At 55.4% G+C, this 21,277-nt stretch carries 18 protein-coding genes, 1 pseudogene and 1 riboswitch; of the genes and pseudogenes, 11 read left to right on the top strand and 8 right to left on the bottom strand.

The genetic code is table 11. The features are described from left to right. Nucleotides 1-62 precede the first annotated feature (62 nt). Both GSF01_RS04440 and GSF01_RS04435 read left to right on the top strand, forming a co-directional pair. Complete coding sequence (locus GSF01_RS04440; protein WP_235941277.1) at nucleotides 63-2,570, top strand: transglycosylase domain-containing protein; 2,508 nt, start codon at nucleotides 63-65, stop codon at nucleotides 2,568-2,570. Between the two features lie 265 nt (nucleotides 2,571-2,835). Continuing rightward, a riboswitch (cyclic di-AMP (ydaO/yuaA leader) is annotated at nucleotides 2,836-2,978 on the top strand. Further along, nucleotides 2,979-3,836 carry a C40 family peptidase gene (locus GSF01_RS04435; RefSeq protein ID WP_235941276.1) on the top strand — a complete coding sequence of 286 codons (858 nt, stop codon included), beginning with the start codon at nucleotides 2,979-2,981 and terminating at the stop codon, nucleotides 3,834-3,836. 132 nt (nucleotides 3,837-3,968) lie between these two features. On the opposite strand, the gene GSF01_RS04430 is transcribed toward GSF01_RS04435, so the two are convergent. The 4 genes from GSF01_RS04430 to GSF01_RS04415 form a co-directional block, all read right to left on the bottom strand. Further along, on the bottom strand, nucleotides 3,969-4,514 hold the full coding sequence (locus GSF01_RS04430; protein ID WP_159881800.1) for a histidine phosphatase family protein: 546 nt from the start codon (nucleotides 4,512-4,514) through the stop codon (nucleotides 3,969-3,971). 201 nt (nucleotides 4,515-4,715) lie between these two features. Next, nucleotides 4,716-5,243, bottom strand: coding sequence for a type 1 glutamine amidotransferase domain-containing protein (locus tag GSF01_RS04425; RefSeq protein ID WP_159881799.1), 528 nt, complete (start codon nucleotides 5,241-5,243; stop codon nucleotides 4,716-4,718). Nucleotides 5,244-5,318: 75 nt separating this feature from the next. Beyond that, nucleotides 5,319-7,226 (bottom strand): GAF domain-containing protein, encoded by a 1,908-nt coding sequence (locus GSF01_RS04420; protein WP_159881798.1) that lies wholly within the window; start codon nucleotides 7,224-7,226, stop codon nucleotides 5,319-5,321. A gap of 33 nt (nucleotides 7,227-7,259) precedes the next feature. Next, nucleotides 7,260-8,834, bottom strand: a complete 1,575-nt coding sequence (locus tag GSF01_RS04415) for a DUF342 domain-containing protein (protein ID WP_159881797.1) — start codon at nucleotides 8,832-8,834, stop codon at nucleotides 7,260-7,262. A 388-nt stretch (nucleotides 8,835-9,222) separates the two neighbouring features. On the opposite strand from GSF01_RS04415, the gene GSF01_RS04410 reads away from it, so the two are divergent. The 6 genes from GSF01_RS04410 (at nucleotide 9,223) to GSF01_RS04385 (ending at nucleotide 15,280) form a co-directional block, all read left to right on the top strand. Next, entirely contained in the window at nucleotides 9,223-10,257 is a 1,035-nt protein-coding gene (locus GSF01_RS04410) for a BMP family protein (RefSeq protein WP_159881796.1), read from the top strand. A 93-nt stretch (nucleotides 10,258-10,350) separates the two neighbouring features. Then, nucleotides 10,351-11,874 (top strand): ABC transporter ATP-binding protein, encoded by a 1,524-nt coding sequence (locus tag GSF01_RS04405; RefSeq protein WP_159881795.1) that lies wholly within the window; start codon nucleotides 10,351-10,353, stop codon nucleotides 11,872-11,874. Then, nucleotides 11,867-12,934 (top strand): ABC transporter permease, encoded by a 1,068-nt coding sequence (locus GSF01_RS04400; protein WP_159881794.1) that lies wholly within the window; start codon nucleotides 11,867-11,869, stop codon nucleotides 12,932-12,934. The genes GSF01_RS04405 and GSF01_RS04400 overlap by 8 nt, the downstream gene beginning before the upstream one ends. Next, nucleotides 12,918-13,841, top strand: a complete 924-nt coding sequence (locus GSF01_RS04395) for an ABC transporter permease (protein WP_159881793.1) — start codon at nucleotides 12,918-12,920, stop codon at nucleotides 13,839-13,841. Before GSF01_RS04400 ends, GSF01_RS04395 begins: the two co-directional genes overlap by 17 nt. A gap of 37 nt (nucleotides 13,842-13,878) precedes the next feature. Further along, complete coding sequence (locus GSF01_RS04390) at nucleotides 13,879-14,541, top strand: sulfite oxidase-like oxidoreductase (protein WP_159881856.1); 663 nt, start codon at nucleotides 13,879-13,881, stop codon at nucleotides 14,539-14,541. Nucleotide 14,542: 1 nt separating this feature from the next. After that, nucleotides 14,543-15,280, top strand: a complete 738-nt coding sequence (locus GSF01_RS04385; protein ID WP_159881792.1) for a nucleoside phosphorylase — start codon at nucleotides 14,543-14,545, stop codon at nucleotides 15,278-15,280. A gap of 113 nt (nucleotides 15,281-15,393) precedes the next feature. Here the strand turns inward: GSF01_RS04385 and GSF01_RS04380 are convergent, their stop codons facing one another. Further along, on the bottom strand, nucleotides 15,394-15,765 hold the full coding sequence (locus GSF01_RS04380; protein ID WP_159881791.1) for a winged helix-turn-helix transcriptional regulator: 372 nt from the start codon (nucleotides 15,763-15,765) through the stop codon (nucleotides 15,394-15,396). Nucleotides 15,766-15,989: 224 nt separating this feature from the next. Between GSF01_RS04380 and GSF01_RS04375 the strand changes: the two genes are divergently transcribed. Further along, a complete protein-coding gene (locus tag GSF01_RS04375; RefSeq protein ID WP_159881790.1) occupies nucleotides 15,990-16,529 on the top strand; it encodes an NAD(P)H-dependent oxidoreductase in 540 nt (179 codons plus the stop codon). 102 nt (nucleotides 16,530-16,631) lie between these two features. Here GSF01_RS04375 and GSF01_RS04370 read toward each other — a convergent pair. After that, nucleotides 16,632-17,355 (bottom strand): annotated as a pseudogene (locus tag GSF01_RS04370) (NAD-dependent epimerase/dehydratase family protein). A gap of 547 nt (nucleotides 17,356-17,902) precedes the next feature. Between GSF01_RS04370 and GSF01_RS04365 the strand changes: the two are divergent. Next, nucleotides 17,903-18,793 carry an NAD-dependent epimerase/dehydratase family protein gene (locus GSF01_RS04365; RefSeq protein WP_159881789.1) on the top strand — a complete coding sequence of 297 codons (891 nt, stop codon included), beginning with the start codon at nucleotides 17,903-17,905 and terminating at the stop codon, nucleotides 18,791-18,793. A 54-nt stretch (nucleotides 18,794-18,847) separates the two neighbouring features. Here the strand turns inward: GSF01_RS04365 and GSF01_RS04360 are convergent, their stop codons facing one another. Together GSF01_RS04360 and GSF01_RS04355 are read right to left on the bottom strand one after the other, a co-directional pair. Next, nucleotides 18,848-19,315: a MarR family winged helix-turn-helix transcriptional regulator gene (locus tag GSF01_RS04360; RefSeq protein WP_159881788.1), complete on the bottom strand. Its 468-nt coding sequence runs from the start codon at nucleotides 19,313-19,315 to the stop codon at nucleotides 18,848-18,850. A 42-nt stretch (nucleotides 19,316-19,357) separates the two neighbouring features. After that, nucleotides 19,358-20,269: a helix-turn-helix domain-containing protein gene (locus GSF01_RS04355; protein WP_159881787.1), complete on the bottom strand. Its 912-nt coding sequence runs from the start codon at nucleotides 20,267-20,269 to the stop codon at nucleotides 19,358-19,360. A gap of 145 nt (nucleotides 20,270-20,414) precedes the next feature. Between GSF01_RS04355 and GSF01_RS04350 the strand changes: the two genes are divergently transcribed. Continuing rightward, nucleotides 20,415-21,266, top strand: a complete 852-nt coding sequence (locus tag GSF01_RS04350; RefSeq protein WP_159881786.1) for an amidohydrolase family protein — start codon at nucleotides 20,415-20,417, stop codon at nucleotides 21,264-21,266. Nucleotides 21,267-21,277 lie beyond the last annotated feature (11 nt).

The raw sequence follows: 21,277 nt of genomic DNA, 5'->3' as shown, positions 1-21,277 counted from the left end.
TTTGAGCCTTGGCCTTAAGTGGTAATCAAGGGTTAAAACAGGTAGCTTAGGGGGATCAAGGGATGGAGCCGACAGCGCAGAAAGCATCGAATTGGCGAAAGAAGACAGCATTTGTACTCAAAATGTCCTTGGCTCTGTTTGCCGTTGCGTTCGCGATTTTCGGGGTTTGGGGGCTAAATTGGACATGGAATACGTATAAGTCGATGTATGCCGCTACCGATATTTCTTTACTGGATCAAGAACCGGCGCGGTCCACTTATTTCTACGACCGTCATGGTCAGATCATTACGGAAGTCACGAATGCCAGGATGGAATATACTCCCCTGGATCAATATCCGAAACAGATGATCGATGCAGTCATCGCAGTCGAGGATGCCCGGTTCTATGACCATCAAGGGGTAGATTTGTATGGAATCGCGCGGGCTTTCTATAAAAATTGGAGATCGGGCTACACGGTAGAGGGCGGCAGCACGATTACCCAACAGCTCGCGAAGACAATGCTCTTGTCCACGGAGCAAACGTACACACGCAAAATCAAGGAAGCAATCGCTTCCATCAAGATTGAGAACACCTACAGCAAGGAGCAGATTCTGGAGCTGTACCTCAATTATATTTATTTCGGCGAAGGGTCCTGGGGATTGCAGCGAGCTTCCAAGACCTACTTTGGCAAGGAGGCGGCCCAATTGACGCTGGCGGAATCGGCGCTTATGGCGGGTATTCCCAAGTCTCCCACCAACTATTCCCCTGTTAAAAAGCCGGGGTCGGCTGTAGATCGCCGAAATCTCATCCTTAGCTTGATGGCTCAGCAGGGCAAGATTACGGCTGAGCAGCGCGATGAGGCGATGAAGGAGGAGGTAAAGCTCGTCGACAAGTCCGAGACGAAGACGTCCAAGGTTTATCCCTCTTATATCGACCATGTGATCCAGGAGGCTATCGAGAAATACGGCTTAACCGAGCAGCAGATCTTGTCGTCCGGCTATCATATTCACACGAATCTCGATCCCAAGGTACAGCAGGCGGCGGAGGACGTATATCGGGAGCCTTCCTACTTTCCTGAGGATCTGGGCGGGCTGCAGAGCGCTATCGTGCTGATGGAGCCTAAGACGGGCGCCTTGCGAGGCATCGTAGGCTCCCGCAACCAGGAGCAGACGTTCCGGGGCTTCAATTATGCCACCCAAGCCGAACGGCAGCCTGGCTCCACGATGAAGCCGGTCGTGGTGTATGCGCCGGCGCTCCATCAAGGCTATGGTCCGGCCGACCGGATCTATGATGAGGAGACGGACTTCGGCGGCGGGTACAAGCCTATGAACTACGGCAAAAAGTTTCATGGCTGGGTCACGCTGGAGGAGGCGCTGATCCAATCTTACAACATCCCGGCCGTCGCTATGCTGAAGGAAATCGGGATCGACAAAGGGCTGGACTTCGCTCGTAAGGTCGGACTGCCCGTACAGAATTCCGACCGGGTGTTCAGCATTGCCCTGGGAGGGATGACCAAGGGGACGTCGCCTCTGCAGATGGCTCAGGCCTATACCGTGTTTGCCAATAACGGGACATGGGCCAAAGCCTACGCAATTACGAAGATTATGGACAAGCATGGCAGCCTCGTAGGGGAAGAAGCGAAGCCCGAGCTGCAGCAGGTCTTGGATCCGAGTGCGGCCTATACGATGACCCGGATGCTGGAGAAGGCAGTATCCTCGGGTACCGGGAGGACGGCCCGGATGAACCGGCCGGTGGCGGGCAAAACAGGTACTACGCAGCTTCCCGATATTCCGGAATTCAAGGATAAGTATGGAAACCAGCTGGACGGCTCCAAGGACGCCTGGTTCGTCGGCTATACGCCCGAGCTGGTAGGTGCGGTGTGGCTTGGCTATGAACGGACGAATCGAGAGAAGTACTTGACTACGACGGGGGGCAAATATCCCGCATCCCTATTCAAGGAAGTCGTGAGCCGTGCGTTGGACGGTGTACCCGTGCAGCCGTTCGCCAAGCCGGATTCTTACAAGATGATCGCCGGAGGCAGCAAATTGATCAACGGCACGGAAGAAGCCTTATATGCGCTGGCCGAGGAGAAGAAAGCAGTGGCCCGGGCCAAGGAGGAAGCCGCAGCGCTTGCTGCCGCTCAACAAGCGCAGCAGCAAGCGGAGGCCGCAGCTGTGGCTGCGGCCGGATCGGGGCCATCGGCTGAGCAGGCCGATGCGCCAGAGGAGAAAGTAGCCGGCCCGCAGAATCAGAAGACGGATCAGGGAGGAAAGCCGGCAGGGGGGAAGGACCCCGAGGATAAAAAGCCGGTGGCCTCGGAAGGGCGCAGTTCGTCCGAAGCAGAGCCCGATGCTGCCAAGAGCAAGCCGGGTACCGACAGCGTGAGCAGCGCAAGCGGCGACAAGGACCAGGAGAAAAAGAAGGATAAAGAAAAAGAAAAAGAAAAAGAAAAAGAAAAAGAAAAAGAAAAAGAAAAAGAAAAAGAAAAAGAAAAAGAAAAAGAAAAAGCCAAGCCTAACGCGGATGATAAGAAGAAGGGCGGAACGGCCGCAACGGACCGCTCCGAGACTAAGGGAGAGAAGGAAGGCTGACCGTGCATCAGCTGTCAAAGCCGCAGGCTTTGAAAAGGGAGAAGCATAGGCGTGCAGGAACGGCCGATCGGCATTCGGAGAATGACTTCGAATGCCGATTTTTTTATGGGAGCGGAGGAGGTAAACGTAAAGTTTATGAAATCGGAAGATAGAAAGAATCGGGGGGTAGCTGTCGAATATGACAAAATAAAGTCGAAATTCAGGGAAATACTGGATGTTATGGATGGGCATTCATTGAATAAAGGGACGGCCCTGTGCTAGTCTATTAAAAAAAAGGCCGAATCCATTTCAGCAGAAGAATTGGTACGGGGGATGATTTACTTGGGGTGAATGCTTGCGAATCGCGAGCTAGGGAGTTACCTCTTCCGAATCCGTCAACTAACCTCGAAGGCTACAGGAGGAATAAGTTTGAACCGTTTTTACAAAACGCTTGTTTTTTCGTGCGCATTGACTGCTGCCGGACTCGTATCGGGCTATGCGGCTGGTTCTGCTCACGCGGCGTCTTCCGAAGTCAAAGTGCAGGTGAACGATAGTCTGGTCTCGTTCCCCGATGCGCAGCCCTATATTGACACAGCCAATACGCTGCAGATCCCTTTGCGCCTGTTGGTCGAAAATTTGGGCTACAAGCTGGATTGGAGCAAAGAAGCCAACATCGTGAAAGTTACGCTGACCAATGATCAGCAAACCATCGAGCTGCAGACCGGCGAAAAGCAAGCGATCGTGAATGGCAAAGCGGTGGACATGGATGTCCCGGCCCAGTTCAACCAGGGAAGGGTTTACCTGCCGCTCAGATTCGTATCCGAGACTTTCGGTTACCGGGTCCAGTGGGACTCAAACAACCGGATTGCGATTATTAACCAGGACGGCCAGTATCACGCTCCCGCTTGGTACAAGCCCAAGCCGACGCCGGCCGTGGTCCAGACCGCGAATAAATATTTGGGAACCCCTTATGTATATGGCGGCCAATCGGCGAGCGGGTTCGATTGCTCCGGTTTCGTACGTTATGTATTTCAATCACACGGCGTCTGGCTGCCCAGAACCTCCGTCGATATGTATGACAACGCGGGTCAGGATGTGATCGACCTGCAGGAGGGCGATCTGGTCTTCTTTGCCGAGAAAAATAAAACCTCTCATGTTGGGATTTATTTGGGCAACGGTCAGTTTATTTCGGCTGCTTCCTCCGGCGGCGTGTCTGTCGCCAGCCTGACAAGCGGATATTGGGGCAAGCGCTATGTAGGCGCCAAGCGGGTCGCCGCGGTCTCTTAGTTCGGAACCGGCTATCCCGTCCCCCTCGCTTAAGTCAACTCGTATGTGCCCCAGCCCGCCTTCCAGGCGGGTTTATTTCTTTTTACCCGAACAAGAGTCAAGCTAAACCGTGCCCCCATGATGATTCCGGGATTATGCTTGAGGCCGCTTCTCATACACATACAGCTTTCCGTTCTCAGGCGTGCGGAACCTGGGACCACGAAAGCCCCGTTTAAGCAGCTCTTGGCGCATCAGCATCATCAAGCCCGCATGGCTGACCAGCAGCATCTCTTCTTCGCCTTGCAGCAGGATGTCGTCCAGGACATGGTTGATTCGTTCCTTCGTTTGCTTGATTTCTTCCTTAACCTTGGGGTCAAGATACGGTGACAAGCGAACCGCAATCGCCCAGAGCAGAAACGGAAGGCGCCAATTCCTTCGAAAGCGGGGCAAAGGAATTTCCCTAAGCTTCGCCGTTGCCCGTATCTCTCCGTGGTAGAGGAGCTCCGCTGTTCTCAGCGCTCTCGGCATATCGCTGGCATGGCAGCTCTTCCAGGCGATGGCTTGCAGATCCGTTGCTACAGGCTCAATATCGGCCTCGTCGTACTCTTTAAACCATTGGACCAGCTCGTCTCTGGTGAGCCAGCCTTTTGAGGGAAACCCTTTCTTTACTTTAAAATGTCTTACTAATCCGATCTTCATCACGGGCAGACCTCTTTCAGGATCTAATATAGTTGGGCGTGTCGGGCAGCAATCTTGTTGAAGCTCCGTCGCTCGTCGCAAGCAGGGTATAAATGTCATTATGATGGCGCGGGGCTGGCAAATCAAGCATAGAAAAAGCCCCGAATCCGCAGCGCATGGCGGATCGGAGCCTTCCTTCTCCCAAGCAGCTCTGCCCGGCCCCTATCTCTGGCCTACGGGAGTGCCAAGCTTGTTCAAGGTTTCCCGGATGAAGGCCGGTTCGTCGGCAGGCGTCCTCGAGGTAACCAGGTTGCCGTCTACAACGACTTCCTGATCGATGAAGGTGGCGCCCGCGTTGGTGAGATCATCCTGCAGGGGCGGGTAGCTGGTTAGTGTTTTGCCGCTTACGATACCGGCGCTGATCAGCACCTGCGGCCCGTGGCAGATCGCCGAGATCGGCTTGTTTTTCTGATTCAGCTCCTGTACGAATTGCAGGATGCCCGGATGAAGCCTAAGCCCCTCGGGTGAAGAGCCTCCGGGGATGACGACCGCATCAAACTGCTCGGCCTTCACTTCATCGATGGAAGCCTCTGCCGTGTAGGTGGCCTGTTTTTGCTTGCCGGTCAGCTTCTCGCCCTTTTTCAGCCCGACGATGACAGCCTCATGGCCGGCCGCCTTAATCGCCTCATACGGTTTTTGCATTTCCGAATCCTCGAATTCAGAGGCAAGCAGGAACGCTACTTTTTTCATCCGTATCCCTCCTCGTAAATAGATCTTCGGTGAACCACACTATACTTTACCCTAATCGGGCAGGCGATAATCCCCTCAGCTAGGATAGGAGAACGAAAGGACAGCCTCCAACTCGTATCGATGCGGAATCTCAATCCAAGACTCTTCCTTGACAGGAGAGCCCGTAAGGGCGAACAAATGTCCATCGAAGGCGTACAGCTCCGGCTTCCTGCCGCTAGTAGAACCGGCCTGCCGGTCGAGGGCCGCCAGCTCCAGTCCGATCCAATCGTCCTCGGCGAAAGGAGGCTGACGATACGGCTTATAATAGAGGAAATACTCCAGCTTGAACGAATCCCATTCGGCGATTCTTCGTTTCACGGCTTCCAGCATCCCGGCTCGATTGTCGCGCTTGTGCAGCTTTTGTACAGACCGGGCAAGAAACATCTGGTGAAGGATAGGGGAGATGTTTTTGGCGACGGTATCGAGCAGCAGTACTTCTTCCTCCAGCAGGCTGCTCTCGGTTTCCAGAATGACCAGAAAGCCCAGCGGATACGGGTCTTCGCGGCGGACGCGTTCACTAGATACGGCAAGGGGGGCGATGACGCAGCAGTTGGTGGAGCCGGGTTCGAGCCAGTCTAAAGTGTGCGGGGGCAAATAACGCTCCGCTCCGCGGCTGGTGTAGTCGCACAGGAGCTGGCGATCCATAAGGGAAGGGGGAACCTCCTCCAGCCTCAGCAAGACTTGTCCCTTGAGGTCGGCATTCGGTTTGTTCGCGGCGGTTCCGCCATTCGCCCAGGAGAAGCCGGTCTGCTCGGTTACTACATAGGCGTCCCCTTCGCGCAGGCAGAGAAGGGCTTTTCGTACGCCGAAAGCGAGACGCAGCGTTTTGATCGTAAAATAACAGAGCTCCTCCGGATCGCTCGATTCATTGACGTTGCTGACGAGCCGGTTCAGGTTGAGCAGCAGGCGAAGCTTGTTCTCGGCACTCGTACGCTGCCGGCCCGCCTCGGCGAACAGGGTGGCGTTGGACAGCGCGATCATACTGGAGTTAGCCAGCGATTCGATCAGCTCGAAGGTAGCGTCGTCATAGCTTCGCTCGTCGTTAACGGGTCTGCTCAGGGTAACCATGCCGATGAGCTGCTTCTGGACGATCAGGATCACGTATTCCGTCTCCAGCTCCTTCAACTGCTCCCTGTTGACGAACAGAGCGTCCAGGCGGCCGCGGTCGCGCTCCATATGCAGGACGATCGGTCCTGCGTATGCTCTGCTCTTCAGCTCGAACTCGCCGTAATACCGGTTATAGGCCAGCACATTCCGGAAGCCCGTTATTTTGAGCTTGCCGCTGATCGGGTCCACGACGCCGAAGGACGTTACCTGGCTCGACGTTACTTCGCTAAATACATCGGTAGCGATATCGTATAGATGAGTCAGCGACATTTCGGAGAGCAGCACCTTCGTGCTTTGGTTAATCGCGAGCAGGTTGAAATTTTTCTGATCAAGCTTAGCGTTGGAGGCCTGAAGCTGAGCGAGATGATAGCTGTTCTCCAGAGAGTTGTTGATCAGACGCATCAGAGTGCCGGACATGACCAGATCGCTGCTAGAAAAGTGATCCTCGATGTTGCCGTTAGAGACGATGAAGCCATGCAGCTTGTCATTGACCATCAAGGGCATCAGCCATTTGATCCGAAGGCGTTCGATGTCGCCAGGCTCCAGGAAATGCTCGAAGCCCCGGGTCAGCGTATGTCCGCGGAACAGGGCCAGCTGCTTCATTTTGTCGGTATCCCGGATCACGTAATCGGCTGCGATATGAGGATATAGACGCTTCTGCCGGAGTACGTATTTATGGCCGTCGTGTATGAACAGGGCGGAGGCGTTCAGCGTTAAAATTTCATTGACGAATTCGAAGGAATACTGCGAGAGCTGCTCCATATCGAAGCGCTGTGTGAAAAACTCGATGGCATGCAAGAGTCCCTCAAACCGATATGACAGGCTTAGATGCTCCATAAGCGTAATGTCCTCCTCGCAAGTGGCAATTCCCTATTCCTGAACGAACTTATTCTTGTCGACATAGAAAAAGCCCCCCGTACTGTTCAAAATCAGCTTCTCTATTTCTTTGATCTGCAGCATGGTTCTGGGGTATGCCTTCTGGAAGACGGCGACTTCCCCGTCGCCCTTGGCGCTCATGTAAGCCATCAGCCTCTGACGCTGCTCCTCCAGATCAAGCAAGGCGGCTGCCGTCGCTTCGTATCTTTCCGTATATCCGTTAAACTCGTCTTTCTGCCCATCCGTCAGCAGATCGATGTACCCCTCGTACATGACGACCTCCCGGCGGCAATGCTCCAGCTCCGTCAGAAGACGCTTGTACTCGGCAAGGACTTCATCCAACTGCCTGATGATACTGCTCCGATCGAAGCCTTCGACCTGTACCTTGGTAGGTCTTTCGAATTCGTTGCCGATATAGCCAGTCGTAAGCTGAACCATCGCGTGCACATGACCGCCGATCAGCTTGCCGCGTTTCTTATCGAGCAGAATATACTTGGCCTTCAATTGACAGCCGATGGCATAAAGCCCGATGTGGATGCTCTCTCCGGCTTCGATGCTGCAGTCCTTGGCATGCTTGATATAGACATGACGGGCAGCGCGGAGAGAGGCCCGCTCCTTGCCGAAGCAGCCGCCCTTGATGTAGAGGTCTCCGGTCACCGAAACGATCTGGCTGACGGCGCCGACCCCGCTCTCGCCCAGAATGCTGATGTCTTTGGTCGCTTTGACCGAGTATCCATCATGAACGGTGCCCGTTATCTTGATGGCGCCGTCATAGTCTAGATTCCCCGTCTGGGGTCCGACATCCCCCTGGATCAGCAAGAGCTCCTCGACTGTGATTAGCTTGCCTGTCTTATAGACCGACCCGACCACCCGGGAGCGAAGGACATACCGGTCCTCCTCCCACTGCTCATCGATATGCTGCTTGTCGTATTGCAGGGGCATGTCCATCCCTTTGCTCGCCGGCAGCCGGTCTCCCTTCAGATTGCGGCCGTCCTTGCCCGAGGTCGGGGGGATTTTCTCGCCCAGCCATTCGCCTGGCTGCACCTCGTCAATAAAGCTCATTTCATAATAGTCGGCGCTTCCGTCCTGGCGGAGCGTAGGCTTCCGCTCGGAAAAGGCGTAGTACGTAAGCACGGCATCGTGTCCGGGCTCCGGCTCGATGCCCTTGGCGATGACGAAGCCTCGCTGGACCGGGGGGTCTTGGAGAGCCTCATACCGTATGCCTTCGACGATCTGCCGCTGGCGAAGCTCCTGGATGACCTGGTCGGAAAGGTCCGCGCGCTGTTCCGCCAGGTCGTTCTCCGTCATATTCAGCTTGAGCGTCGCTTCCATCCAATCCCCGCTGATCTGGATTTCGAAGCGAGGCTTCAGCAGGCCGATCAGAACCGGGACGGCTGCCGCTTGCTGCAGAGCGTCCCGCAGCGCAACAAAGCTGGTTATCTGCAAGCGGGGGTGAAGTTTCAGCACATGGTCAAATTCCTTGATCTCGAAACCGGGGGCGACGACGTTCAGATACACTTTGTTCTCTTCGGCTTGAAGAGAGAAGCTGTCATTGCGAAAGAACTCCATCAACGATCCTCCAATTCGGATATCATACTTATATTTTCCATCATAAGAGGGTATTTTGTCACACAAAAAATCCGTAAAATTCGAAAAAATTTTATAACTAAACAAAAATGCTGGGCAAAATGTCTTATTCATATTCCAAAAATTGAGTCTAAAGCCATAATAGTGGTTAATAATAGAAAATATCGCTCCGAGAGGGAAGGTTGGTATGGAAAGAGGCGGGAGTTGGCGATTCGGCCAACCTGTGATAAAGTAAAAAAGGGTTTGTCTGATTTTGTCGAATTGGAATAAAAAACCTTTGACTATATCCGAGTTATTTGGTAGGGTATGTGAAGGGGATGCCCCTGCACAGAAGAGAAGCTACATAAGCTGGATTAGGGAGAGAGAAATGATGAAAAAAGCTATATTGTCTATTTTTGCGATTGCCTTGATGATTACGGGCTGCTCCTCGGCTCAGCCTGCGGAAACGCCAGGGGCTAACCAGGCGGAAACGAAAGCGCCTGATGCTAAGACGGCCAAACGGATCGTCCTGGTTACGCCTGAGAAGATCGGTCTGAACCCTTTCTTCGCTCAGCAGGATGAAGGCGTGAAGAAGGCTGGTAAGGAATTCGGCGTTGAAGTGAAGACGGTCGAATCCGCCGATCACAGTGCGATCGAGCAAAATCTGCGCGCTGCCGTAGCCGATAACTATGACTTGATTATTACGAGCTCCTTCGAGGCGGAGGATGCCCTGAAGAAGGTAGCGGCTGAGAATCCGAAGAAATCGTTCGCGATCATCGATACGGTCGTCGACCTGCCGAATGTACGGAGCGTCGTATTCCGCGAGCATGAGGCGGCTTACTTGCTGGGCGCAGCCGCGGGTCTTGCCACGAAGAAAAATGTGGTCGGTATGGTAGCCGCCGTGGATATTCCTCTGATTAAGAAATATACGGTCGGCTTTCAGGAAGGCCTGAAATCGACCAACCCGAACGCGAAGTTCATCGTCAACTACGTGGGCGGCTTCTCCGACCCGGCCAAGGCCAAGGAGCTTGCGCTGACCCAGTTCGCCCAAGGCGCCGACTTTATCGCGGGCGCTGCGGCAGTCGGAGATCTGGGCGTATTCGAAGCAGCCAAGGAGAAGGGCTTCTACACGTCGGGTCAAGATATTGACCGCACCGAGACGGACCCCGAGCATATCGTCTTGTCCCAATTGAAGGGCAGCGATGCGGTAGCCTACGAGACTGTGAAGGATTTTGCCTCGGGCACGTTCAAGTTCGGTTCGGTGGACTATGGACTGAAGGAAGACGGAGTGGGCCTGACGTTTGTGACCAGAGACAGCAAGTCGCCGCTTAGCCCGTTCATCGGTCAAGAGGTCGTGAACAAAGTGAAAGCGATCCGCGACGACATTGTGGCAGGCAAGATTACGGTATCCAATCCGCTGAAATAAGGGAATGGTAAAGCGCAATAGCGACAAAGGAAACTGTTTACGCCAGACGTAAACAGTTTCCGCATGTCCGGGGAGAGGAGCCTTGGAGCTTTCATGCTGCTTGAGATGAGTCAGATTACGAAAACCTACGGGACGGTTACGGCCAATACGCAAGTGGATTTCACGCTGAAGGAAGGCGAAATTCACGCGCTGGTCGGAGAGAATGGAGCGGGGAAAACGACGCTAATGCGCATGCTGTACGGCATGGAGCAGCCGACCTCAGGCACGATCCGCCTGCGGGGACAGGCCGTAGCGTTTGCCTCCCCGGTCGATGCCATCGATGCCGGTATCGGCATGGTGCATCAGCATTTCATGCTGTTCCCTTCCTTTACGGTGGCGGAAAATATCGTCATCGGCCGCGAGCCGAGGCTTGGCCCTGCTTTCGATCGCAAGAAGGCGGTGCGTCAGGTAGAGCAGCTATGCGCGGACTACCGGATGCCGATCGATCCGCTGATGAAGGTCGGCGATTGCCCCCTCGGGCTGCAGCAGCGGGTGGAGATTCTGAAGGTGCTGTACCAGGGAGCGGATATCATCATTCTGGACGAGCCGACCGGGGTGCTGACGCCGCTCGAAGCCCGGGAGCTGCTGGTCACGATGAAAAGTCTGGCCGCACGGGGCAAGAGCTTTATTATCATCACGCATAAGCTCCATGAAGTGATGGAGGTCGCTGATCGGGTCACGGTGCTTCGGGATGGGCGGATCACGGGTACGATGGACACCTCTGCCACGAATGTGGACGAGCTGTCGAGGCTGATGGTCGGCCGCGAGCTGAATGATTCGCCGAAGCCAGCGCCTGATCCAGGCGAGATCGTGCTGGAGGTTCGGGACGCGACGCTGTACGGCGGCCGGAGCCGGCAGGCTATAGCGAGAGGGGAGAAGCCCCTGCTCAACGGTATCGATCTCGAGGTCAGAGCCGGGGAGATCGTCGGCATAGCCGGAATCTCCGGCAACGGGCAATCCGAGCTGATTCAGGTGATCGCGGGTCTTACACCTCTCGACAGCGGACAGATTCGTCTGCAGGGCGCCGATATAGCCGGGCGTTCGCCGCTGGCTGTCCGGTCGCTCGGCTTAGCGCATATTCCCGAGGACCGTTATCAATGGGGGGCGGCGAAGGCTGCTACCGTGCTGGAGAACGGCATGATGGGGCATCATCGCGCTTCGGCCCGCTACGGCTTGCTCGCCGGAAGGAAGCTGCGCGCGATGGTCGGCGACTGGATCCGCCGGTTCCAGATCAAGGCGGGCTCCCTGGATGCGAAGGCCGGGGTGCTATCCGGGGGCAATCTGCAGAAGCTGATCGTTGCCCGGGAGCTGGCCGGCAGCGAGCCTTTCCTGATCGCCGCCGAGCCGACGCGCGGCGTCGACATCGGGGCGATGGAATTAATCCATGAGGAGCTTCTGCGCAAACGCAGCGAGCGGGGGGCCATATTATTGATTTCATCGGAATTAACGGAAATATTAAAGCTGTCCGACCGGATTCTCGTCATGTATGAGGGCCGAATTGCAGGCGAGCTGCCTGCGGGGGACGCGACGGAAGAATCGATTAGTCTGCTGATGGCGGGAGGCGAGCTTCGTGTCTAACTGGAGGACTCATGCTTCGGCCTGGCTGCAGCCGCTTATTGCGGTCTTTATTGGTTTGCTTGGCGGGGCGGTCGCCGTTCTGCTGATCGGAGGCTCGGTTACCGATACCTACGTGCAGATGTGGAAGGGCGCTTTCGGCAATACTTACTACCTTACAAACACGCTGACGCGGGCCACGCCTCTGATCCTGGTAGGGCTCGGGGTGGCTGTTGCTTTCCGGGCCGGCTTCTTCAATATGGGCTCGGAGGGGCAAATGATACTCGGAGCTCTTGCGACAGCGCTGATCTCTCTTTATCTCCCGGCGCCGCCTCCGGTCAAGCTGCTCGCTGCAGTACTGGGCGGGATCGCGGCCGGCGGCATGTGGTCGGCGCTTGCCGGCTGGCTGGACGCCCGCTTTCGCATGAATCTGATTATTACGACTTTGCTGCTGAACTATATCGCGGCTCTGTTCGCAGGTTATCTGGTCGCCTACCCGCTGAAGGATACGAAGGGCTCGGCGGCCTTGGCGCAGACGGCTATGCTCGACAACAGCCTGTGGCTGCCTAAGCTGCTGCCGGGCATGACGATGCATGCCGGATTTGTGATTGCGATCGTTCTGGCCGTGCTGCTGTATTTGTTTATGCGCTATACCGTGTCCGGCTACGAAATCCGGATGCTCGGGTATAATCCGCTGTTTGCCGCCTATGGCGGGATCAACCGCGTCAAGCTGATGCTGGCCGGCATGTTCGCCAGCGGCGGCATCGCGGGCCTCGCCGGAGCGGTGGAAGTGCTCGGTACGCAGTACCGGTACGTGGACGGCATGATTACCAATCCGGGCTATGCCTGGTCCGGCATCATGGCGGCGCTGCTGGCCGGCGCCCATCCGCTCGGGACGGTCATCGCAGCCGTGCTGCTTGCCGCGCTGCAGACGGGCGGCATGGGCGTGGAGCGCAATACCGAGGTGCCGCTCGCTATCTCGGGCGTCATCCAGTCGCTGCTGATTCTGTTCGTCACGGCAAGGTTTACCTATACGTTCTGGAAACGCAGGAAAGGGGGACGAGGCGATGGAGCATCTGTTTGACGTATCGCTGTTCAGCGCCATGCTTCGAATGGTGGCCCCTATCCTGCTCGCGGCGCTCGGCGGCGCCATCTGCTCCCGGGTCGGCTTGTTTAATGTCGGCTTGGAGGGTTTCGTGCTGGTCGGCGCGTTTGCAGCCATTGTCGGCAATCATTTTACCGGAAATGTGTTTACGGCTGTGCTGATCGCGGTAGGGGTAACCTTGCTATTCTCGCTTGTCTTTGCCTTCATGAGCATTCACCTGCAGGCCAACGTCATTATCGTCGGGATCTCGTTTAACTTTCTGGCACTGGGATTGACGGCATTTTGCCTGCAAGCGATCTTTAAGGTAAAAGGTGCGTTTTACGATAAAAATATGATAGGGCTGCCCAAGTGGGATATCCCGTTCATCCAGGATATTCCGATTGTCGGCGGCATCGTATCCGGCCATTCGCCGCTGGTGTATCTGGCGTTCGTCCTTGTGGCGGGCCTGCATCTTTTTCTATTCCGTTCCGTGACGGGCTTCCGGCTGCGCGCCGTAGGGGAAAACCCTGTAGCGGCGAGAAGCATTGGGATCAAGGTCAACCGGATGCAGTACACGGCGGTGCTGATCTGCGGAGCGCTCTGCGGGCTGGCCGGCGCTCAGCTGTCGCTTGGCCAAGTTACCATGTTCACGGAAGGGATGACCGCAGGCCGCGGGTTTATCGCCCTGGTCGCGACGATGCTCGGTCAAGCCCATCCGGTCGGGGTGATGGCCTCCAGCCTGCTGTTCGGGCTGATGGATGCGCTTAGTCTTCGTCTGCAGGGCTTCTCGCTGCCGACGCATTTCACCCAAATGCTGCCTTACGTAGTTACCCTGCTGGCAATGCTCTTCTTCCGTACGAACAGCTATATGGAGGATGCCCGCAAGGCCAACGGCAGCTCCAGATGAGAGGAGAGAACACGTAATGACAGAGGGATCGAAGAAAATGGCGAAAGCCGACCGGATCAAGCAGATGCGGGTACCTGTCGTCGATAAGGCGCTCGCGCACCGGGTGCCCCCGGGTCAAATTGTGACGGAGCGGTTCCCTATCCTGCATGAGGGAGAGGTTCCGGAATACGACCTAAATGAATGGAGCCTTCGGGTGTTCGGCGCGGTCGAGGAGGAGCGGCTGCTTCGGTTCGACGATCTGCTCGCTCTACCGCAAACGCAGCTCGTCTGCGACATCCACTGCGTCACGCGCTGGTCCAAGCTGGACACGGTGTGGGAAGGCATCTTGTTCCGGGATTTTCTGAAGCTGATGAATATTAAGCCCTTGGGCCGCTATGTGATGCTGCATGCGGATCAGGACTACGAGACGAATATAGCGCTCGACGAGCTGCTCGGCGACGATATTTTACTGGCGTTGAAGTATGAAGGAAAGCCGCTTAGCCCTAAGCATGGCTGGCCTTTGCGTCTGATCGTGCCGCATCGTTACTTCTGGAAAAGCGCCAAGTGGCTCAGGGGTATCGAGTTTATGACGGAGGACCGCGAGGGCTTCTGGGAGCGGAACGGGTTCCACAATGTGGCCGATCCGTTCGAGGAGCAGCGCTTCTCGGGCGAGGCGCTGCCGATACCGGAAGACGAATGGGAGAAGAAGGAGTTTGATTAGGATGCTATTGCCAATCCTGCAAGTTCATGCTGAAGAGCTTACGCCCTATGCGATCGTCTGCGGCGATCCGTTTAGGGCCGAGGCGATTGCGAGCAAGCTGGACAACGTCCGGGAGCTTGCCTTTAGCCGGGAATACCGCACGTTTGTCGGAGAGGCATCCGGCGTACCCATCACCGTAACGAGCCATGGCGTAGGTTCGCCGGGCGCGGCTGTCTGCTTCGAGGAGCTGATCAAGGGCGGCGTCAAGACGCTGATCCGCGTCGGTACGGCCGGCTCTTATCATGCCGAGCTGCCGACGGGCAGCCTCGTCGTCAGTACGGCGGCCGTGCGCGAGGAAGGTTTGACGCGCCAGCTTGTGCCGCCCGGCTTCCCCGCCGTGGCGGATGCCGAGGTGACCCAAGCGCTTTATGAAGCGGCCTCGGAAGGCGGCGGTGTCGTCGGCCGGGGGATTACGCTGACGATGGATGCTTTCTTCATGGGCGTCGAGGAGTTTCCGCATCAGAAGTACAAGCGCGCGGGCGTACTCGCCGTCGAGATGGAGATCGCGGCGCTGTACGTGATCGCGTCCTTACGCGGGGCGAGGGCCGGAGCGATCGTCGCCTTGGACGGCTATGCCGACGCGGATCTGAAGGAAGTATACGATCCGCATACGGATGCGGTAGCCAAAGCCGTCGAACGCGAGATCGCGGCGGCGATCGAGGCTATCGTCCGGCTGGCGGGCAAGAGCGGAACGGCCTAGGCGGTCTGCCCGTCTGGCCATCTGGCCGCCGTGGAATCATAGGAGAGAGGGCCAGCCAGAGCGATTATTCGTCAGGCGCCTTTGTTGGGCATGAGTTCGGTATTGTACCGGGTTCATGCCTTTTCTTTTGCCTTGTCGGGTCTACCGGCTTCATTCATGTAATCGATATGCTTAAAGCCCCAGCCGCACATGTCGATCAGCACGCCGCTTAACGATTGTCCGTGCTCGGACAAATAATATTCGACCTTCGGCGGAATTTCCTGATACACCTTGCGTACGACCATCCCGTCCTGCTCCAGCTCGCGGAGCTGATTCGTCAGCATGCCCTGCGTAACGTTCGGTAGCAATCGCCGCAGCTCCCCGAACCGTTTGGTTCCCTGATTCAACAAAATGAACAGGATGAGCGGCTTCCATTTGCCCCCGATCACCTGCAGCGTCGCCGAAATTCCTTGCGTCGTATTCGGTTCGTGCGTGCTCCCTCTCATGTCCTCACTCCCTTATCTTTACTGTAACAGAGAATGCGGATTTGAAACAGTACTACCAATTTTCGTACTTGGTACGGTTTAGGATACCGACACAGCAGGCCAAGCGACGTCTAACGTACGCTCGACAGGACTAAGTACGAATAAAATGCGTACTTTTCAACCGCAAGATTCCAAATCATAATGGGGGGTGTCCATGACGAATACAGATTGAGAGGAAGATGAACATGAACATGATGGTGATTGCGGCCCACCCGAACCTGAAAAAATCGCGCGCCAGCCGGACGTTTACGCAAGAGCTTGCCCGCCATGGCGGTATTTATGTCCGCGATTTGTACCAAGCATACCCCGACTGGCGGATTGATGTGGAGAAGGAACAGCAATTGTTGCTGGAGCATGATCGGATCGTTTTTCAGTTTCCCTTCTACTGGTACAGCTGCCCGCCGCTTTTGAAAAAGTGGTTTGACGACGTATTTACGTACGGCTGGGCTTTCGGATCGGGCGGAGACCATCTGAAAGGTAAATCATTTATCGTCGCTACGACGACGGGCGGCTCGGAAAACGGATACCGTGCTGGTGGTGACAACTGGTTCACGGTTGATGAATTACTGCGGCCGATCCAAAGCACCATTACCCGCTGCAACGGTATATTTCTCCCTTCATTCGTCACCTATAACGCCGATCGGGGGACGGATGCCTATTTGTCGCAAGAGGCTCAGCGGTATGCAGCATATATTCAATCGGAGTTGGAAGTCCTCGTGCTTTAAAGCTTAACCAACCGCCAAGTGACGCCGCAACGCGTAACGGGGAACGCCCGCTTATAAGGATGAAGCGCTTCGCCGCTCCCGTTCGCTGAACATCGAACCATATTACGGCTTGTTCAGACAATCGGTAAAGCCTGTCCGCCAAGTCGGATATAGCGGTTTCCAGCCGTATTCCAGACGGGCCTTCCTGTTCGATGCCCCTCGCTCCCAAGCGTTGCTATTCGTAAGAGCTTCAGGCACAGGTGCTCCTATGGCTTGTGCATAAACCGGGAGCCAGTCAATTCCTCTGGCCGGCTCGTCGTCCACGATGTTCACTGGTCCAGAGGGCCATTGCAAGGCCAAAAGTGCAGCCTCAGCGGTATCCTCCACATGAAGAAAAGAAGTGACCCCTTCGGTTGCGGCAACCTGCCTTTGATGAATTTGTTCGGCCATGAATCCGTTATGCTCGTACCAAGTGCCCGGACCATAGAACATTCCATAGCGTAAAATTACATATTGCGGCATTTCCGTTACAGCATTTTCCAATGCCAATATGCCATCAATGGTCGATTTCCACTTCTCTCCGTATCCTTGTATTGTCTGAAAAATTACGACTACTCAAAGAAGTCAATTGATGAATGACAACGTCGGGCTGAGATTCATCTACTGCTGATCGTATTGCCTCGAAATCAAAGACATCAGCGACTAAGGCTTTTGCTCCCGTATTCTCGATGATGGATTTCTTACTCTCGCTATGCGTGATTCCAATTACTTCATGACCTGCACGAATCAATTTTGGAAGCAAGAAACGTCCGACAGCTCCAGTAGCTCCAGCGACAAAAATTCTCATGAACCGTTCCTCCCAGTGCAGCCGCGGCTGTCTTTGCTTGTATTCAGGCCTTATTCATCCTACTGTTCTAATTGAACAATAAGATGATTGATATCGTTGATCCTTTGACTTATTGATCCCAACATACCTTCAATAGCTGCATCTTTTAGAAATTCATCAGGGTTATTTGAAACGTTATAAAGTGAAGTGTCTTTAGTTGAGCCTGTGATTAGAGGGGTATGGCAAGGATGATTTTTTTGAGCTCATAATACCTCTCCTTTCCATGCAGGATGTCTAATCCCGCCGACTGCTCCTCCTATCCTTCCTTTTACAAATCTAACCAAATATATATAAATACTATATTCAACCATTATTTCATATCACCTTTTTTGCTCTATCCTGCCCGTTCAACAAACAGATCTTTTCCGACGAAACCACACGTCTGGGAACCTTTTCGGAAGAAAGGATTGACAAAACGGACACCCATATAGATAATTAAATAAATTAGTTAGTTAATAAAATAATTGGCTTTACGTTATCCATTTCTTAATTCACAGGAGGTTTGCATTTGAAAATATTCATAACGGGCATTACGGGTTATATCGGCTCTGTCGCAGCGCAGCATTTTTTGTCCCAAGGCCATGAGGTCATCGGTCTGGTTCGAACGGAGGAACAAGCAGAAGAGCTGCGCAAGCTGGGCTATACCCCGCTGATCGGGGATCTAGGGAATCATCTGGTGCTAAGGGAAGGGGCTGAGGCGGCGGATGGCGTCTTCCATGCGGCGATATCGCATACGCCGGATTGCGAGCAGTTGGATGTGTGGGCGGTCCGTACGATGCTGGATGCTCTATCGGGCACGGGCAAAGCCTTCCTCTATACGAGCGGAACCTTGATCTATAACGATACCGGGGAGCTGGCCGTCCATGAGGAATCGCCACTGGATCCGCTGCCGTTTCTGCAATGGAAGGCCGATCAGGAGCAGGTGGTATTGGCTGCTGCCGAACGAAACATTCGAACGGTGGTCGTCCGGCCTTCTCTTGTCTATGGGAGGGGAGGGGGTCTCGTAAGCGGGATGCTCCGAATCGCCCGTCATCTGAAGGCGGCCTACTATATCGGGGAGGGAAATCAGGCCTGGTCTACGATACATGTGGAGGATCTTGCCGAATTGCTGGGTAAGGCGCTCCGCTTGTCAGAGCCGGGTACGCTGTTAAATGCGAGTTCGCGGGAAGCCGTTACCATGAAACAGTTGGCTGCCGCAGTAGGGGGGATAATAGGGTACCCGGACTCGACAACGTCATGGACGCTAGAGGAGGCAGGGCAATGGATGGGGCCGGCTGCTTGGGCAGGCAGCATCAGCCAGCGCATATCGGGCTTGAAGGCCGAGCGGCTGTTGGCATGGAGCGCCCAGGCTCCTTCCCTGCTCGATGAACTGAGCAGGGGCTCCTATCGGAGCGGCTAGTCCGTGTGTTGGAAGCTATAGCATTTATATAGTATAGAGCCTGACGGGCTTCCGTCAGGCTCTATGCTGCTTTTGCAGGAAGCGCAGCGAAGCGGAGAGCAGACGTACCAGCTCCTGGGCGTCTTCTGTACCCAGATAATCGCGTAAGTCGCGGAAGCTGGCGAGCAGCTCCTGTTCCTTCGACTCGACCAGCGCATGGCCAGCCTCAGTAGCCGTTACGAGCACAGCCCGTCGGTCGGCCGGCTCTACGGCCCGCTCGATATAGCCGCTGCGCTCCAATGCGGTAATAAGATGGGTGACAGCGGCCGAGGTGATGTTGAGATGAGCGCTCAGCTCAGAGACGCGGATACCTCTCGAGCCTGGCGGGCATAGGTACACGATGCTGGCCAGCATGTGAGATTCGCTTTGCTTTAAAGCTTGAAAGGCCGGAAAAACGTTTCCGATTCGCTTGTATTGACCGAACAGCTGCGCCAGCTCCTTGGCCAGATCAGTTTCTTGCGGCTTTGAGGAGTTTGAAGTCATCCCAGATCGTCCCTTTCCTAGAGGCATAATGCCCGTGTATGATTATTTCCCTGTTAAATCCCCGACTCCCTGCGCCGCCGCATGCGATCTCCGGTAAACGGCAGGTGTTTCTCCGACTATTTTTTTGAACATGCGATGGAAGTGGGGCAGGCTGTCGAAGCCGCACATCGGTGCGATATCGCTGATATTGGCGTCCGTCTGTAGCAGCAGCTCCTTGGCCCTGAACATCCGCTTCATCGTCAAGTACTCCGTAACATTCAGGCCGGTGAGCTGCTTGAACGTCCTGCAGAAATGAGCGGGGGAGACGGATGCCCGGTCGGCCAGCACCGAGAGGCCAAGCTTGCTATCCGACAGCTTGGCATCCAGATCGTGAAGGATCTCCTTCATCCAGGACGGCCCGATAAGCGTCTCTTGCTGGGGCAGCCGCCTAGACGCTGGGTCGGACTTCCGGCAGCTGCGCACGATCGCGAGCAGCAGGCGCTGAAGCAGCAGCAGGATAGCTTGACGGTTGCCGTACTCACCGGTAACCAATTCATCCTGAATATCGTCCAGCACTGTTTCGAGCGCGGCAGGAGCCAGCGGAAGCTGCTCGCACTTATAGCGTCTGTCCTTGCGTGCCTGCTCAAATCCGGTAAGATAGGAGAATGGATTGCCCGGGAAATGATGGGTGACAAGCTGCGGGCTGAAGAATATCGCCGTCGAGGTGACCGGATCGTCCTGGTCGGGGAAAGCCCGATGGATCGTATGTCCGGGAATGAGAAACAGGTCGCCGGCACTCATCTCATAGAAGGATTGATCAATGAAAAAGGTGCCCTTGCCGCTATAAACGTACACCAGCTCGCACCAATCGTGAATGTGATCCGGCAGCTCGGCTTGCTGCTGCTTCGTGTCGCGGTAGACGCAGGCGAATGGAAATGAAGAGGATGCGTCGAACGTTTTCTGAACAGGATTCATGGCGGAAGCCATCACTCCTCTACCAACCGCATTAATCTTCCTTAGAATATATCAAAATCGAGTATAAAGATGCAAATTCACGCTATTTATAAGCGTAAATTTGCTGATAGAATGAAAGGATGAGATGAAAGAGGAGGGGTAGACGATGCGCCTGGATGCACATCAGCATTACTGGAAGATCGAACGCGGCGACTACGGCTGGATTACGCCGGAGATTCCCGTTCTGTACCGTGATTTTTTGCCTGAACATTTGAAGCCCCATCTGCAGCAGCATCGGCTGGATAAAACGATTCTTGTACAGGCGGCGCCAACGCTTGAAGAAACGGAGTATTTGCTTGCGCTTAGCGAACAAGAGGACTCGATCGCCGGGGTCGTCGGCTGGCTCGATCTGGCTCAGCCTTCCTGGCTCAGGCATTATGAGCTGTGCGCCCGGCATCCGAAGTACGTCGGCTTTCGGCTGATGATCCAGGATATGCCGGACGCCTACGCTGTACTGGAGCCGCAGGTTGTGGAAGCGCTAACCTACTTTGCCGGGCTGGACGTACCGGTCGATCTGCTGGTCGTGTCGCATCAGCTGGATGCGGTCGTGCAGCTGCTCGACCGGGTTCCGGGTCTTAGGGGAGTCATCGACCATATCGCCAAGCCCCGCATCCGGGAAGGGGTCATGGAGCCGTGGGCGAGCCAGCTGGCCGGGCTTGCGGCGAAGCATCCGAAGCTGTACGTCAAGCTGTCGGGGATGGTGACGGAAGCGGACCACGAGTCGTGGCAGCAAGAGAGCTTCAACGCCTATATCCGCCATACGCTGGATAGCTTCGGTCCGGATCGGGTCATGTTCGGCAGCGACTGGCCGGTATGCCTGCTTGCCGCCAGCTACGATCAAGTGGTCGATGTGCTGACGCAGGCGCTGCCCGCCTCATATGGCGAGGCGGAGAAGGCGCGGCTGTTCGGGTTGAACGCCGCCGAGTTTTATCGCATCCGTAAATATGCCGAAGAATAAAGGGGCTGAGC

Origin of the sequence: Paenibacillus puerhi (genome assembly GCF_009846885.1) — a bacterium.
Classification (GTDB): domain Bacteria; phylum Bacillota; class Bacilli; order Paenibacillales; family NBRC-103111; genus Paenibacillus_G; species Paenibacillus_G puerhi.
Note: the sequence above shows the minus strand (reverse complement) of the source record. Positions and strands in the feature narration are given on the sequence as shown.

Bases quoted from the DNA above. Each gene is read 5' to 3' on its own strand.
- GSF01_RS04440 (WP_235941277.1), top strand. From the start codon at position 63: ATGGAGCCGACAGCGCAGAAAGCATCGAATTGGCGAAAGAAGACAGCA.
- GSF01_RS04430 (WP_159881800.1), bottom strand. From the start codon at position 4,514: ATGAAGATCGGATTAGTAAGACATTTTAAAGTAAAGAAAGGGTTTCCC.
- GSF01_RS04425 (WP_159881799.1), bottom strand. From the start codon at position 5,243: ATGAAAAAAGTAGCGTTCCTGCTTGCCTCTGAATTCGAGGATTCGGAA.
- GSF01_RS04420 (WP_159881798.1), bottom strand. From the start codon at position 7,226: ATGGAGCATCTAAGCCTGTCATATCGGTTTGAGGGACTCTTGCATGCC.
- GSF01_RS04415 (WP_159881797.1), bottom strand. From the start codon at position 8,834: ATGGAGTTCTTTCGCAATGACAGCTTCTCTCTTCAAGCCGAAGAGAAC.
- GSF01_RS04410 (WP_159881796.1), top strand. From the start codon at position 9,223: ATGAAAAAAGCTATATTGTCTATTTTTGCGATTGCCTTGATGATTACG.
- GSF01_RS04405 (WP_159881795.1), top strand. From the start codon at position 10,351: ATGCTGCTTGAGATGAGTCAGATTACGAAAACCTACGGGACGGTTACG.
- GSF01_RS04395 (WP_159881793.1), top strand. From the start codon at position 12,918: ATGGAGCATCTGTTTGACGTATCGCTGTTCAGCGCCATGCTTCGAATG.
- GSF01_RS04390 (WP_159881856.1), top strand. From the start codon at position 13,879: ATGGCGAAAGCCGACCGGATCAAGCAGATGCGGGTACCTGTCGTCGAT.
- GSF01_RS04385 (WP_159881792.1), top strand. From the start codon at position 14,543: ATGCTATTGCCAATCCTGCAAGTTCATGCTGAAGAGCTTACGCCCTAT.
- GSF01_RS04380 (WP_159881791.1), bottom strand. From the start codon at position 15,765: ATGAGAGGGAGCACGCACGAACCGAATACGACGCAAGGAATTTCGGCG.
- GSF01_RS04375 (WP_159881790.1), top strand. From the start codon at position 15,990: ATGAACATGATGGTGATTGCGGCCCACCCGAACCTGAAAAAATCGCGC.
- GSF01_RS04360 (WP_159881788.1), bottom strand. From the start codon at position 19,315: ATGACTTCAAACTCCTCAAAGCCGCAAGAAACTGATCTGGCCAAGGAG.
- GSF01_RS04355 (WP_159881787.1), bottom strand. From the start codon at position 20,269: ATGAATCCTGTTCAGAAAACGTTCGACGCATCCTCTTCATTTCCATTC.
- GSF01_RS04350 (WP_159881786.1), top strand. From the start codon at position 20,415: ATGCGCCTGGATGCACATCAGCATTACTGGAAGATCGAACGCGGCGAC.